This is a genomic window from Micromonospora sp. B9E7 (genome assembly GCF_039871815.1).
Classification (GTDB): domain Bacteria; phylum Actinomycetota; class Actinomycetes; order Mycobacteriales; family Micromonosporaceae; genus Micromonospora.
Genome location: NZ_JBDPLX010000018.1, coordinates 123,139 through 137,521 on the forward strand (window position 1 = coordinate 123,139; position 14,383 = coordinate 137,521).

Annotated in this window: 11 protein-coding genes; 5 read left to right on the forward strand and 6 right to left on the reverse strand. The window is 72.8% G+C overall.

What is annotated here, in order from left to right; all coding sequences use genetic code 11:
- Positions 1–4: 4 nt before the first annotated feature.
- The 5 genes from ABGB10_RS25105 to ABGB10_RS25125 all read left to right on the forward strand — a co-directional run bounded on the left by ABGB10_RS25105 (position 5) and on the right by ABGB10_RS25125 (position 4,175).
- Positions 5–919, forward strand: coding sequence for an ABC transporter ATP-binding protein (locus ABGB10_RS25105; protein ID WP_347663404.1), 915 nt, complete (start codon positions 5–7; stop codon positions 917–919).
- Entirely contained in the window at positions 912–1,817 is a 906-nt protein-coding gene (locus ABGB10_RS25110; protein ID WP_051724274.1) for an ABC transporter permease, read from the forward strand. The genes ABGB10_RS25105 and ABGB10_RS25110 overlap by 8 nt, the downstream gene beginning before the upstream one ends.
- Positions 1,817–2,728 carry an ABC transporter ATP-binding protein gene (locus ABGB10_RS25115; RefSeq protein WP_347663405.1) on the forward strand — a complete coding sequence of 304 codons (912 nt, stop codon included), beginning with the start codon at positions 1,817–1,819 and terminating at the stop codon, positions 2,726–2,728. The genes ABGB10_RS25110 and ABGB10_RS25115 overlap by 1 nt, the downstream gene beginning before the upstream one ends.
- A 1-nt stretch (position 2,729) precedes the next feature.
- Positions 2,730–3,440 (forward strand): ABC transporter permease subunit, encoded by a 711-nt coding sequence (locus ABGB10_RS25120; RefSeq protein ID WP_347663406.1) that lies wholly within the window; start codon positions 2,730–2,732, stop codon positions 3,438–3,440.
- 93 nt (positions 3,441–3,533) lie between these two features.
- Entirely contained in the window at positions 3,534–4,175 is a 642-nt protein-coding gene (locus ABGB10_RS25125) for a hypothetical protein (protein WP_347663407.1), read from the forward strand.
- A gap of 46 nt (positions 4,176–4,221) precedes the next feature.
- On the opposite strand, the gene valS is transcribed toward ABGB10_RS25125, so the two are convergent.
- The 6 genes from valS to ABGB10_RS25155 form a co-directional block, all read right to left on the reverse strand.
- Entirely contained in the window at positions 4,222–6,840 is a 2,619-nt protein-coding gene (valS, locus tag ABGB10_RS25130) for a valine--tRNA ligase (protein WP_347663408.1), read from the reverse strand.
- A 77-nt stretch (positions 6,841–6,917) separates the two neighbouring features.
- Positions 6,918–8,798, reverse strand: coding sequence for an ABC transporter ATP-binding protein (locus tag ABGB10_RS25135; protein ID WP_347663409.1), 1,881 nt, complete (start codon positions 8,796–8,798; stop codon positions 6,918–6,920).
- Positions 8,795–10,651, reverse strand: a complete 1,857-nt coding sequence (locus ABGB10_RS25140) for an ABC transporter ATP-binding protein (protein WP_347663410.1) — start codon at positions 10,649–10,651, stop codon at positions 8,795–8,797. The genes ABGB10_RS25135 and ABGB10_RS25140 overlap by 4 nt, the downstream gene beginning before the upstream one ends.
- A 38-nt stretch (positions 10,652–10,689) precedes the next feature.
- A complete protein-coding gene (locus ABGB10_RS25145; protein WP_347663411.1) occupies positions 10,690–11,199 on the reverse strand; it encodes a methylated-DNA--[protein]-cysteine S-methyltransferase in 510 nt (169 codons plus the stop codon).
- A complete protein-coding gene (locus tag ABGB10_RS25150) occupies positions 11,196–12,713 on the reverse strand; it encodes an AlkA N-terminal domain-containing protein (RefSeq protein WP_347663413.1) in 1,518 nt (505 codons plus the stop codon). Before ABGB10_RS25150 ends, ABGB10_RS25145 begins: the two co-directional genes overlap by 4 nt.
- A gap of 71 nt (positions 12,714–12,784) precedes the next feature.
- On the reverse strand, positions 12,785–14,209 hold the full coding sequence (locus tag ABGB10_RS25155) for an FAD-dependent oxidoreductase (RefSeq protein WP_347663414.1): 1,425 nt from the start codon (positions 14,207–14,209) through the stop codon (positions 12,785–12,787).
- Positions 14,210–14,383 lie beyond the last annotated feature (174 nt).

The following is a 14,383-nucleotide window of genomic DNA, read 5'->3' on the forward strand; positions in this document are numbered from 1 at the left end:
CAGCGTGACACTGATCGCGACCCAGTCGCTCACCAAGACGTACGGAGGTCGGGTCACCGCGCTCGCCGACCTCACCGTCGCCGTCGAGCCCGGGATCATCGGCCTGGTGGGCGCGAACGGCGCCGGCAAATCCACGTTGATCAAGATTCTGCTCGGCCTGATCCCACCGACAAGTGGTCAGGTGTCGGTGCTCGGCATCGACCCGACCGCAGACCCGGCGCAGGTCCGTGCCCGGGTCGGCTACATGCCCGAGCACGACTGCCTTCCGCCGGACCTGTCCGCCGCCGAGCTGGTCACCCACCTCGGCCGGATGAGCGGCCTGCCCCGCACCGCCGCCCGCGAGCGGGCGTCGGAGGCGCTGCGGCACGTCGGCCTCTACGAGGAGCGCTACCGTCCGGTCGGTGGCTATTCGACCGGCATGAAGCAGCGCGTCAAGCTGGCCCAGGCGCTGGTGCACGACCCCGACCTGCTGCTGCTCGACGAGCCGACCAACGGCCTGGACCCGGCCGGCCGCGACGCCATGCTCGCCCTGGTGCACCGGATCGGCACCGAGTTCGGCATCTCCGTGCTGGTCTGCTCGCACCTGCTCGGCGAGGTGGAGCGGATCTGCGACACCCTGATCGCCATCGACGGCGGCCGGTTGCTGCGCGCCGACAACATCTCCGCGATGACCTCGGCGACCGATGTGCTCGCCGTGGAGGTGAGCGAGGGCACCGAGGAACTCGCCGCCCGGCTGACCGAGTTGAAGCTGCCGGTCGCGCGGGACGGGCGACTGCTCCTCGTACCACTCGCCGACGACGGCACCTACGACCTGATCCTCGGCGCGGTCGCCGAACTGGACCTGCCACTGCACCGACTGGACCAGCGCCGGCACCGGGTGGCCGAACTCTTCGCGACGAGGGAGCTCTCCCATGCCTGAGCCGACCGCAGCCGCCGTGCGCCCCGCGCCGACAGGCGTCATCCACGACATCGGCTACCAGCGCTACCAGGGCCCGAGGCTGGGCCGCCGCCAGGTCTTCGGCGCCCTCTACCTGCACGGGCTGCGCACCGCGTTCGGGTTCGGGCGCAGCGCCAAGGCCAAGATCTTCCCGTGGCTGGTGGTCGGCATCGTCTCCCTGGTCGCGGTGGCCCTGGCCGCGGTACGCAGCCAGATCGGCGAGCCGGTCGCCACGTACGCCCAGTTCGCCGACGCGATGAGCTGGCTTGTCATCTTCTTCGTCGCGGTCGTCGCTCCGGAGTTGGTCTCCCGGGACCTGCGCAGCGGTGTGCTGCCGCTGTACTTCTCCCGGCCACTGCCGCGCGCCGACTACGCGCTGGCCAAGCTGCTGGCGCTGGTCACCGCGCTCTGGCTGCTGCTCGGCGGACCGCAGTTGCTGATGTTCCTGGGTGCCGCCTTCACCACCAAGCAGGGCATGCGCGGGGTGTGGAACGAGCTGCTCGACCTGCTGCCCGGGCTGCTCTACGCCGGGCTGTGGGCGGTGGTCTTCGCCTCGGTCGGGCTGCTGGTCGCCTCGCTGACCGGCAAGCGCGCCTTCGCCGCCGGTGGGGTGGTGGCGGTCTTCCTGATGACCACCCCGATCGTCGGGGTGCTGAGCATCCTGCCGTCGCGTGCCGCCAACGAGCTGGCCGGGCTCGCCTCGCCCTCCACGCTGGTGCAGGGGGTGGGCATCTGGTCGCTGGGTGACCTGCTGGTCGAGGGCGATCCGGGCGAGATGATGATCGGCGGGTTCGGCCCGGTCTACGCCCTGGCCGCGGTGCTGTTGGTCGCCGGCGCGACCGCCCTCCTGCTGGCCCGCTACCGGAAGGTCGCCTCCTGATGAGCACGCTGAGCCTGACCGGGGTGTCCCGGTGGTACGGCAACGTGGTCGCGGTCAACGACATCAGCATGGCCCTGGGGCCGGGCGTGACCGGCCTGCTCGGCCCGAACGGCGCCGGTAAGACCACGCTGCTGCACATGATGGCCGGGTTCCTCGCCCCGTCGCGCGGCGCGGTCACCCTGGACGACCAGCCGACCTGGCGAAACCCCGACGTCTACCGGCGGCTGGGGCTGGTCAGTGAACGGGAGGCGGTGCAGGGCTTCCTCACCGCGTACGAGTTCGTGCTGGCCAGCGCGAAGCTGCACCGGCTGGCCGACCCGGCGGGGGCGGCCCGGCGGGCGATCGACCTGGTGGAGCTGGAGTCGGCGCAGGACCGCCGGATCGGCACGTACTCCAAGGGGATGCGGCAGCGGGCCCGGGTGGCCGCCGCGATGGTGCACGACCCGCAGGTGCTGCTGCTCGACGAGCCGTTCAACGGGATGGACCCGCGCCAGCGGCTGCACATGATGCAGCTGCTGCACAGCCTGGGCGACGCCGGCCGGACGATCCTGTTCAGCTCGCACATCCTGGAGGAGGTCGAGCAGGTCTCCGGGACGGTGCAGGTGATGGTGGCCGGGCGGTTGGCGGCCTCCGGCGACTTCCGGACCATCCGCCGGTTGATGACCAACCGCCCGCACGTGTTCGCGGTGCGGTCGACGAACGACAGGGCGCTGGCCGTCGCGCTGATCGCCGAGCCGTCGGTCAGCGGGGTCGAGTTGGACCCCACGGGCCTGACGGTGCGGGCCGGTGACTACGGCGCCTTCACCCGGGCGCTGCCCCGGATCGCACTCAAGCAAGGCATCCGGGTGCGCCAGTTGGTGCCGTCCGACGAGTCTCTGGAGAGCGTCTTCTCCTACCTGGTGGAGGCCTGACATGTCGACCATTACCTGGATCACCGCACGCGGGCTGTTCGGCCGGCGTCGGTTCCTGCTGCTGCTTCCGTTGCCGTTGGTGCTGCTCGGGCTGGCCGTGCTCTGCCGGTCGCTGGGGGTGGACCCGGGCGAGTGGGGGCCGCCGGTGCTGGTCGGCCTCGGGCTGGCCGTGGTGCTGCCGGTGGTCGCGCTGATCATCGGCACGGGCGTGTTGGGCGCCGAGATCGACGACGGCACCGTCGTGCACATCCTGACCAAGCCGCTGCCGCGCTGGCAGATCGTGCTGCCGAAGCTCGCGGTGGCCGCCGGGGTCAGCGCGGCCACCGTCGCGGTGCCGCTCTACGTCGCGGGCGTGCTGGCCGCTTCGGTACGCCTCGGACTGGCGTTGGCCGTCGCGGCGGCGCTCGGCGCGCTGGCGTACTCGGCGTTGTTCCTGGCGCTCAGCCTGGTCACCCGACGGCCGGTGCTGCTCGGCCTGGTCTACGTGCTCATCTGGGAGGGCCTGCTGGGCAACTTCGTCAGCGGGACCAAGGTGCTCTCCATCCAGCAGTACGTGATCGCGCTTGCGGATCGGCTCGCCCCCACCGGGCTGCTGGAGACCAGCGTGTCGGTGCCGGTGGCGTCGGTGATGACCGCGCTGGTCAGCGTCGGCTTCACGGTGCTGGCCATCGACCGTCTGCGGTCGTTCAGCGTGGCCGGCGAGACGAGCTGACACCGGTGCGAGCCGCTGTTCCGGCCAGCCCCCGCCCGGCGGTAGGGCTGGCCGGATGGACCGGTCGGGCCCCTGCGGGCCAGGCTGTCGGGTGTGAGCGTCGAAGCGGAGCGGACGTTGGCTGAGCCGTACTCCCGAAGCAGCCGGCCGTGGCTGACCAGCCTGGCGGTCGCCGGGCTGGCCTGCGCCACGGTCGCCACGGCCGCCCAGGGCAGCGGCCAGTTCCACTGGTGGGCCGTGTTCATCCTGATTCCGGCCGCGTTGATCGCGGCCAGCGGCGGGCCGCTGCTGGCCCGGGGAGGTGGCCGGGCCTTCGCCGGGTACATGCTCGCCTGCGTCGGCACGATTGTGTTCGCGGTGGGCGCGCTGCTGATGTTCGGTGTGATGGGGCGAGGCTGGCCGCTGCTGGTGGTGCTGCCCTGCCTGGCGGTCGCCGGCACCTACGGCTGGCGGGCGGCCCACCCGCTGGCCCGGGGGCTGCACCGGGCGGTGGCCCTGCTGGCGCTGACCGGCGCGCTGCTCGGCCTGACCCTGCAACTGATACGGGTGGATCTGATCGACCCGGAGACCGGCTGGTGGGGCGCGTTCCTGATGCTGGCCGGGGCCATCGTCCTGGGCAACGCGGGTGAGCTGACCCGGCACCGGATGCCGTACCGCCTCCAGGCGATCACCCTGCTGGTCGGGCCCGCGGTGGTCGCGTTCCTGCTCGGGCTGCGCTTCCTGCGCGGTTGGTGACGCCGGTCCGCCGCCGCCCCGGGGGGTGGGCGGCGGCGGACACGGGTCAGAAGGCGCAGGCGATGACCAGCTCCGGGGTGCGGTCGGGGAGCAGGTCGAGTTTGGCGATCCGGCCAGCGGCCCGCAGGTCGTCGGCGACCAGGGTGAGCTGCTCCAGGAGCGCCGCTGGGCCGAGCGCCTCGGCCAGCGGCACCTCCGCCTTCATCGACAGCTTCCGCTCCGACTTGGCCCGTCGCACCTGGCTCAACGCGTCGCCGGCGAGGCGCAGCAGTGCCGGCTCACCCGACCCCTCGATCGTCCGGGCCACCTCGTACGTGGTCGGCCACGGCGCACGGTGCACCGAACCGTACCGCCACCACGACCAGACCTCCTCGGTCACGTACGGCAGGAACGGGGCGAACAGTCGTAGCTGCACCGACAGTGCCGAGGCCAGCCCCGCCCGCGCCGAGTCGGCCCCCGCGCCGGTGCCGTACGCGCGTTCCTTGACCAGCTCGATGTAGTCGTCGCAGAACCGCCAGAAGAACGCCTCGGTGGCCTGCAACGCCGCCGTGTGGTCGTACGCGTCGAAGGCGGTGCTCGCGGTGGTGACCACGGTGGCCAGCTCGGCGAGCATGGCCCGGTCCAGTGCGGCGGTGGCCGACAGCTCCAGGTCGCGGCGTGGCGTCAGACGCGCCGAGCTGGAGTTGTCGTACGGGGCGCGCAGCGCGTCCGCCGCACCCAGCCCGAGCGCGAACTTGGACGCGTTGAGCAGCTTGGTGGCCAGCCGCCGGCCGATCTTGATTTGGGCCGGGTCGAAGGCCAGGTCCATGCCGGGCTTGCCGCTGGCCGCCCAGTAGCGCACCGCGTCCGAGCCGTGCTGCTCCAGCAGGGCCAGCGGGGTGACCACGTTGCCCTTGGACTTGGCCATCTTCTTCCGGTCCGGGTCGAGGATCCAGCCGGAGAGCACGGTGTCCCGCCAGGGCAGCACACCGTGCTCGAAGTGTGAGCGGACCACGCTGTCGAAGAGCCAGGTCCGGATGATCTCCTGCCCCTGCGGCCGGAGGTCCATCGGGAAGATCCGGGCGAACAGGTCCGGGTCGGTCTCCCAACCGCCGACGATCTGTGGGGTCAACGACGAGGTGGCCCAGGTGTCCAGCACGTCCGGGTCACCGATGAAGCCACCCGGATGACCGCGTTGCGACTCGTCGTAGCCGGGTGCCGGATCACTGGACGGGTCAACCGGCAGCGCGGACTCGTCCGGCGTGAGAGGGTGGGACCAGTCCGGCTCGCCAGTGTCGTCGAGCCGGTACCACACCGGCACCGGCACGCCGAAGAAGCGCTGCCGGCTGACCAGCCAGTCACCGGTCAGGCCGCCCACCCAGTTGTCGTAGCGGTGCTTCATGTGCGCCGGCACCCAGTGCAGCTCCCCGCCCCGGGCCAGCAGCGTCGCCCGCAGCTCGGCATCCCGGCCGCCGTTGCGCAGATACCACTGTCGAGTCGAGACGATCTCCAGTGGCCGGTCGCCGCGTTCGTAGAACTTCACCGGGTGGGTGATCGGGCGCGGCTCACCGATCAGGTCACCCGCGTCGGCCAGCATCCCGACGATCTCCCGGCGGGCGCCGTTGACGGTCTGCCCGGCCAGCGCCGCGTACGGCTGGGCCGGCACCCCGGCCGGCGGCTCGGGCAGCAGCCGCCCGTCCCGCCCGATCACCACCCGGGCGTCCAGTCGCAGCTCACGCCACCAGGTCACGTCGGTCAGGTCACCGAACGTGCAGACCATCGCCACGCCGGTGCCCTTGGCGGGGTCGGCGAGTGGGTGCGCGTACACCGGCACCTCGACGTCGAACAGCGGGCTGCGCGCCGTGCCGCCCACCAGGTCGGCGTACCGCTCGTCGTCGGGGTGACAGACCAGCGCCACGCAGGCCGGCAACAGCTCGGGACGGGTGGTGTCGATGAGTACCTCACGCCCGCCGGGCGCGGTGAACCGCAGCCGGTGGTACGCGCCGGGGCGCTCCCGGTCCTCCAACTCCGCCTGGGCGACCGCGGTGGCGAAGCCGACGTCCCACAACGTCGGCGCCTCCGACTGGTACGCCTCACCGCGGAGCAGGTTGCGCACGAAGGCCCGCTGGCTGGTGGCCCGGGCGATCCGGCCGATCGTCGTGTACGTCAACGACCAGTCCACCGAGAGCCCCAGCCGCCGCCACAGCGCTTCGAACGCCTGCTCGTCGGTGACCGTCAGCCGTTCGCACAGCTCGATGAAGTTGCGCCGGGAGATCGGGGTGGGGTCACGGCGGGCCGCGTCGTCGACCGGGGCCGCCGGCGGCCGCCACACCGGGTCGTACGACAGCGCCGGATCGCAGCGCACCCCGTACACGTTCTGCACGCGCCGCTCGGTGGGCAGACCGTTGTCGTCCCAGCCCATCGGGTAGAAGACGGCCTTGCCGCGCATCCGCTGGTAGCGCGCCACGGTGTCGGTGTGGGTGTACGAGAAGACGTGCCCCATGTGCAACTCGCCCGATACGGTCGGCGGAGGGGTGTCGATGGCGTACACATCCTTGCGCTCCTTCGAGCGGTCGAACGCGTACGTGCCCTCCTCCTGCCAGCGGCGTGCCCAGCTCTCCTCGAGCCCGTCCAGGGTCGGACGCTCGGGAACGCCGGCGCGGGCCGTCCTCGCCGTATCGGTCATCCCCCGATCGTAGGCACCTCGCGGCTGCGGGGCGACGGAGTTGCCGCCGAACACACCGGCCGTCCGGCAGCACCGACCTAGATCAGCGAGTCGCGCCACTGGCGGTGCAGGGCCGCGTACCGACCGTCGGCCTCTGCCAGCACGGCGGGTGGGCCGTCCTCGACGACCCGGCCGTCGTCGAGGACGAGCACCCGGTCGGCGGTCTCCACGGTGGAGAGTCGGTGCGCGATCACCAGGGCGGTGCGGTCGCGCAGGATGGTGCCGAGTGCCCGCTGGACCAACCGCTCGGTCGGCACGTCCAGCGACGACGTCGCCTCGTCCAGGATCAGCACGGTCGGGTCGGCCAGGAACGCCCGGGCGAACGCGACCAACTGCCGCTGCCCGGCGGAGAGTCGGCCGCCGCGTCGGTGCACCTGGGTGGCGTACCCCTCGGGTAGGGCGGCGATGAAGTCGTGCGCGCCGATCGCCCGCGCGGCGGCCTGGACCGCGGCGTCGTCGGCGCTCGGGCGGCCGAACCGGATGTTCTCCGCGACGGTCCCGCTGAAGAGGTGGTTCTCCTGCGTCACCAGCACCACCGCCCGGCGCAGGTCGGCGTCGCTCACGTGGCGCAGGTCCACCCCGTCGAGCCGGACCGTGCCGGTGTCCGGGTCGTGGAACCGGGCGACCAGCTTGGCGATCGTCGACTTGCCCGCGCCGGTCGGCCCGATCAGCGCCACGGTCTGCCCGGCCGGCACGGTCAGCTCCAGCCCGCCGAGGATCGGGGTGTCGGCCCGGTAGCCGAAGGAGACCGCCCGGAAGGTCAACTCACCGCGTCCGGGCCCGGCCGGCAGAGGTGTGGGCCGGGCCGGCTCGGCGACACCCGGCCGTTCGTCGAGCACCCCGGCCAGCTTCTCCAACGCGGCGGTGGCCGATTGCAGCGAGTTGTAGAACTGGCTCAGCTCCTGCATCGGCTCGAAGAAGCGGCGCAGGTAGAGCAGGAACGCGGCGAGCACACCGATCTCGGTCTGCCCGCCGAGCACCCGCCAACCGCCGTAGCAGAGCACCACCGCCACGGTGACGTTGCCGATCAGCTTGATCGCGGGCGAGTACGTGGCGATCAGTCGGAACGCGTGCAGGCTGGTGCGCCGGTAGTCGTCGCCGAGCGCCACGAAGATCCGTTGGTTGCGCGGTTCGCGGCGGAACGCCTGCACCGCCCGGATGCCCCGCATCGACTCGACGAAGTGCACGATGACCAGCGCGACCGCGTCCCGGGTCCGTCGGTACGCGCTGGCCGACGACCGGGCGAACCAGCGGGAGAGCCAGAACAGGAACGGGAAGGCGAAGAGCGTCACGGCGGCCAGCGGGAGGTCCAGCCAGAGCAGGATGGCGGCCACCGACAGGATCGACAGCCCGGCCAGCACCAGGCTGTCGATGCCACCGTCGACCAGTTCGGCGATGGAGTCCAGGTCACTGGTGAGCCGGGAGACCATCCGGCCGGAGGTGTACCGCTCGTGGAAGCCGACTGACAGCCGCAGGAAGTGCCCGAACACCCGTTGCCGCAGGTCCAGCAGGACGGCCTGGCCGATCCGCGAGGAGAGGGTGAGGAACCCCCGGCGGGCCGCGTACTCGGTCACCGAGGCCACCGCGAACGCCCCGGCGACGGCGATCAGTGGGCCCGGATCGCCGGCGCGCAGCGGCGTGATGGCCCGGTCGATGCCGATCATGACCAGGTACGGGCCGGCCATCGCGGCGGCGTTCTGGGCCAGCAGCAGGCCGACAGCGGCGGCGAGTCGTCCCCGGTGCGGGCGGAGCAGGTCGGCCAGCAGGGCCCGGCTCAGCCCGCGCAGTCGGGCCACCGCCTCGGGTGCCGCGTCCTCGGCTCGGCTCCGGTCGGCCTCCGGGTCGGTGGCCGTTCCGCGCCAACGGGTCAGCTCCGGCTCCTCCTCCGGCGGGGGGTCGGCCTGCGTCGGCACGGTCACGAGTGCACCAGCCCCCAGCCGTCCGAAGCGGACGGGCTCGACCCGGCGGCGCCGGACGGCGGTGGCTGCCCGGCGGGTGGCTCGGCGGCGAGCAGCGCCCGGTAGGCCGGCACGCTGGCGAGCAGTTCCGAGTGCCGCCCGATCGCCGTGATCCGCCCGTCTTCGAGCAGGGCGACCCGGTCGGCCAACGCGATCGTCGACGGCCGGTGCACCACCAGCAGCGCGGTGCTGTCGCGCAGGACCCGGCGCAGCGCCGCCTCGACCAGTGCCTCGGTGTGCACGTCGAGCGCGGACAACGGGTCGTCCAACACCAGCACCGCCGGCCGGCCGAGCACCGCCCGCGCCAACGCGAGCCGTTGCCGTTGCCCGCCGGAGAGGGACAGCCCCTGCTCACCCACCCGGGTGGCCAACCCCCACGGCAGGTCGTGCGCGAAGTCGGCCTGGGCCAGCGCCAGGGCTGCCCGGACGTCTTGGTCGCCGGCGTCCGGGTGACCCAGGGTGAGGTTCTCCCGGACCGACATGGAGAACAGCGTGGGCTCCTCGAACGCCACCCCGACCAGCTGGCGTAGCGACGCCAGCCGAAGCTCGCGCAGGTCGTGCCCGTCCAGGGTGATCCGGCCGGCGGTGACGTCGTGCAGCCGGGGCACCAGGGACAGCAGCGTGCTCTTGCCGGAGCCGGTCGCGCCGACCAGGGCCAGCGTCTCGCCCGGTTCGATGGTCAGGTCGATCTCGCACAGCACCGGTGCGGTGGCCCCCGGGTAGCTGAACGCGACCCCCTCGAAGCGGAGCTGACCGTGGACCGCGTCGCGGGGCAGCGTGAGCGCGCCGGGGGAGTCCACGATCCGGGGCGGCGTGTCCAGCACCTCCTGGATCCGGTCGGCGGCGGTGGCGGCCTCCTGACCGTTGGCGATGATCCAACCCAGGGACTGCACCGGCCAGATGAGCATCAGTTGGAGGCTGACGAACGCGACCAGCTCACCGATGGTGAGTGCGCCCTCCGCGGCGGCGGCAGCCCCGGCCACCAGCACCACGCCCAGGGTCACGTTGGGCACCAGGTCGAGCAGCGCTGAGGTGTCGGCCAGTAGTCGTCCCTTGCCGACGCCGGTGTCGTGCAGCCTGCGGGCGGAACCGGTGAAGCGGGCAGCGAGTTCGGGCCCCCGGCCGTACGCCTTCATGGTGCGCAGGCCCTGCGCGGTCTCCTCGACCAGGGTCGCCACGTCGCCCTGCTGGTCCTGCATCCGCCGGGACGCGGCGTGGTAGTGCCGCCCGAACCGGCGGCTGATCAACAGCAGCGGCACCGCACTGGCCGCCACCAGCACCCCGAGCACCGGGTGCAGGTTGATCAGCAGCACCACCACGACCACGTAGGTGGTCAGGTTGAGCACCAGGAAGAACACGCCGAAGGAGAGGAACCGGCGGATCACCGACAGGTCGCTGGTGATCCGGGAGAGCAACTGGCCGGACTGCCAACGGTCGTGGAAGCTCGTCGGCAACCGTTGCAGGTGGGCGTAGACGTCGGCGCGCAGCGCCGCCTCCATGCCGACGGCCGAGGAGGACTGCACCCACCGGCGGATGAAGATGAGCACCGCCTCGACCACGCCGAGCAGCAGTGCCAGGCCGCCGAGCTGGAGCAGCCCGCCGGGTTCGTGTCGGGCCACCGGGCCGTCCACCACCCGCTGCACGACCAGCGGTACGGCGATCCCGGCGGCCGTGCCGGCGAGCCCGGCGAGGAGCAACCAGGCGAACTCGGCAGCGTACGGGCGCAGGTAGGGGTGCAGCCGCCAGAGGTTGTGCACGGGGTTGGTGCCCGCAGCGGCCCGCGCGGCCGGGTCGCCGTCGCTCTCCACAGGCACTACCAGACGGTAGCGTCTAACAGGTGTCGATGCTCCTGTCAGCTTGCTGTCAAGCGTCGCTCATGACCGAGAAGCCACTGCTTCACCTCCAGCCCCCAGCGGTAGCCGCCGAGCGACCCGTCGGTGCGGAGCACCCGGTGGCAGGGCACGAACAGCGCCGCCGCGTTGCGGGCGCAGGCCGCTGCGGCGGCTCGCACCGCCGGTGGCCGGCCGGCCAGTGCCGCGTACCCGGTGTAGGTGACCGGGGTGCCCGGCGGCACCTCGCGCAGCACCTGCCAGGCGTGTGCCATGAACTCGCCGCCGGTGAGTTGACGGACCGGCACCGCGTCGATGGCGGCGAGGTCACCGTCCAGGTAGGAGCGGACGGCCGTGCTGACCGGGCCGAGGTCGGCCCGTTGCCGCAGCGGTGCCCGCAGGGTCGGGTGGACCAGGGGCAGCAGTGCCGCCGGGTCCGGGGTGAAGCCGGCCGCCCGTACGTCGCCGTCCGGGCCGGCGAGGATGCTCAGCGGGCCGGTAGGTGTGTTCAGGACGGTGCTGTCGATGCTCATGCCGCTCTCCAGAGTCTGATGGTGGCGTAGGACCGCCAGGGACGCCAACGCTCGGCGTACCCGTCGAGGGTCTTTTGGGTGTCGGGCAGGCCGAGCGCGGCGGCACCGCGCCGGACCGCGAGGTCGGTGCTGAGCAGGATGTCCGGGTCGCCGAGGGCGCGCATGGCCAGGTAGTTGGCGGTCCACGGGCCGATGCCGGGCAGCGCGAGCAGCCGCCGCACGGCCTCCTCCCGATCCACCCCCGCCACAAGGTCGACCGACCCGTCCACCACGGCCCGAGCCAACCCCCGCAAGGTCTCCCGCCGCGCGGAAGGCATCCCGAACCCGCTGTCCGGCAAACCCAGCAACTCCTCCGCGCTCAGGAACCCCCGCAGCCCGCCCGCGCCCGCCGCTCCACCCCGCCCCGCCTTGCCCCGTTGATCATGGGGTTGGCCTGGAGTTCGATCTCCATCGGCCTCGTCAACCTCATGATCAACGGGGTCCTGGGCGGCCAGGAGGCGGGTCAGGGCTTTTTGGGCTGCGGTTACCGAGATCTGTTGGCCGACTATGGCGCGGACGGCCATCTCGAAGCCGTCCACCGCGCGGGGCACCCGGATGCCGGGCTCTGCCGCCACCGCCGGGGCGAGCGCCGGGTCCGCCGCGAGTGTGGCGTCGATCGCCGTCGGGTCCGCGTCCAGGTCGAGCAGCCGACGACACCGGGCCACCGCGGGCGCCAGGTCGCGCAGGTCGGCCAGCCGCAACGTCGCCGCCACGTGCCCGTCCGCCGGGGTCAGCGCCACCTCACCGGTGCCGTGCGGCAACCGCAGACCCCGGCGGTACGTCCCATCGCGGACCTCGTCCACCCCGGGTAACGCCCGCACCGCGAGGAAGTCCAGCAGCGCCCGGGCGTGCAACGGCGGGCGGTACGCCAACCGCAGCGCGATGGTCCCCGCCCCGGTCGCTGCCTGCTGGCGGCCACGGGCCGTCCGCAGGTCCGACGGTGCGCTCGCGTACACCTCGCGGAGCGTGTCGTTGAACTGCCGCACGCTGCCGAAGCCCGCGGCGAACGCGATCTCGGCCATCCCGAGGTCGGTCGTCTCGATCAGGATCCGGGCGGTCTGCGCCCGCTGGGCCCGGGCCAGCGCGAGCGGACCCGCGCCCATCTCGGCGCTCAGCATCCGGTGCAGGTGCCGCTCGGTGTAGCCGAGGCGGGAGGCCAGGCCCGGTACGCCGGAACGGTCGACCACCCCGTCGGCGATCAGCCGCATCGCCCGGCCGACCACGTCCGCGCGGATGTCCCACTGCGGTGAGCCGGGCGCGGCGTCCGGACGGCAGCGGCGGCAGGCGCGCAGCCCGGCACCCTGCGCGGCGGCGGCCGACGGGAAGAACCGGACGTTCTGCCGCTTGGGGGTGATCGCCGGGCAGGACGGTCGACAGTAGATGCCGGTGGACGTCACGCCGGTGTAGAACCAGCCGTCGAACCGCTGGTCACGGCTGTCCACGGCCCGGTAACACCGCTCGAAGTCCATCTCCATGTCCCCGATGATGCCCCGCCCGACCAGCCGACGGCTGGCGGGATTCGGACCTTGGCGTGCGCCCGACGTGGTCAGCGGCGGCGCCGGTGCGGCTGGCCGGACCGGGCGGAGTGACCGGGCCGGCCGGGCTGGCCCGAGCGGGCCGGCTGGCCTGCGCGGGTGGACTGGCCGGATCGGCTGGGTTGGCCGGTCAGCAGGGCCGGGCGGAACACGCCATCCGGGTCGTACCGCTTCCACAGCCGCCGCACCCGGGCCCCGGTCTCGCCCGGGTAGATCCGGTCGAACACGCCAGGGCCCGGCCGGCTCTCGAAGTTGACGTACGCCCCGTCGGCGCGGGCGCCGACGGCCCGCCAGGCGGCGTCCAGCGCTCCGGCGCCCTGCGGTGGGAACACCGAGGCGACCACCATCGTGTCCTGGTGGCGATGTGGGTACGCGGTCGCGTCGGAAGCGACGTCGTTGATCGCCCCGCCCAACGAGCGGAGCTGGATCACCGCCCGCCCCGGCCCGGTCACCGCTCGCATCACGGCCCGCGCGCCGGCGTCGTCCAGGCCGCGGAACAGACCGTTGGTGGTGGTGCCGCGCTGCTGCCCGACGTTCGGGTGCAGATGCGCGGTCGGTACCAGGGTCGGATAGGGCAACAGGTCCGTCCGGTGTTCGAGCACCCTGCCGATGGCGAGCAGCGGCTCCACCGCGGGTCGGGCCCGGCGCAGGCTCTCGGCGGCCACCACGGCGGTGATGGACATGAGTGCCGAGCGGCCCTCGGCGTACACCACGGCGGCCGCGGACAACTCCCGTGGTGCCTGCGCGAGGTAGCTGGTCCACTCCCGGATGGTGCGCCCGTCCGGACGCGCCTCGACGACGACCTGCGCCACGCCGACGTTGCGCTGCTCGGCGGCCTCGATCTCGAAGGCCACCACGATCCCCGCGCCCGCTCCCGCGCCGCGGACCAGCCAGAACAGCTCCGGCTCGTGATCGGCGTCCGCGCGTACCAGCGTCCCGTCCGCGAGGACCACCTCGACCGCGCGGACGCGGTCGACGGTGAGACCGTGGGCGCGGACCAGCCAGCCGATACCTCCGCCGGTGGCCAGGCCGCCGACGCCGACACCGCCGTGGTCACCCGAGCTGATCACCAGGCCGTACGGGGCCAGTGTCTTCGCCACGTTCGCCCAGCGGGCGCCGGCCTCGACCCGGACCAGCCCGGCCCGCTCGTCGAGCACCTGCACCCGGTTGAGCATGGACAGGTCGATGACCACGCCGCCGTTGTTGGAGGAGGCGCCGGAGAAGCCGTGCCCGCCGCTGCGGACGGCGATGGGCAGCCGCTGCTCCCGGGCGAATCGGAGCGCGTCGACCACCTGCGCGGTGGTCTTCGGCAGCAGGACGGCGGCCGGCGAGGCCGACGTGGTGTACGTCGAGCGCAGTTGCGCGTACCGGCGGTCCCCGGGTGTGACGATCTGTCCCCGGAGGGAGTCGGGCACCCGGGCCATCGCGGTGCTCATCGTCGCCCCCGCAGCTCGCACCTCGGGTGTCCGGGATCGGTCATGGCCCAAGAATGAGCGGGCGCACCGGGCCTCGACAAATCCCGTGGACCGGTACGTCCCGTTCGTGGCTCCCCGTACGGGGAGCGCCGCGCGAAGGTGACCGGAATCTCCTGGGCTGACCGGTCAGGCCGG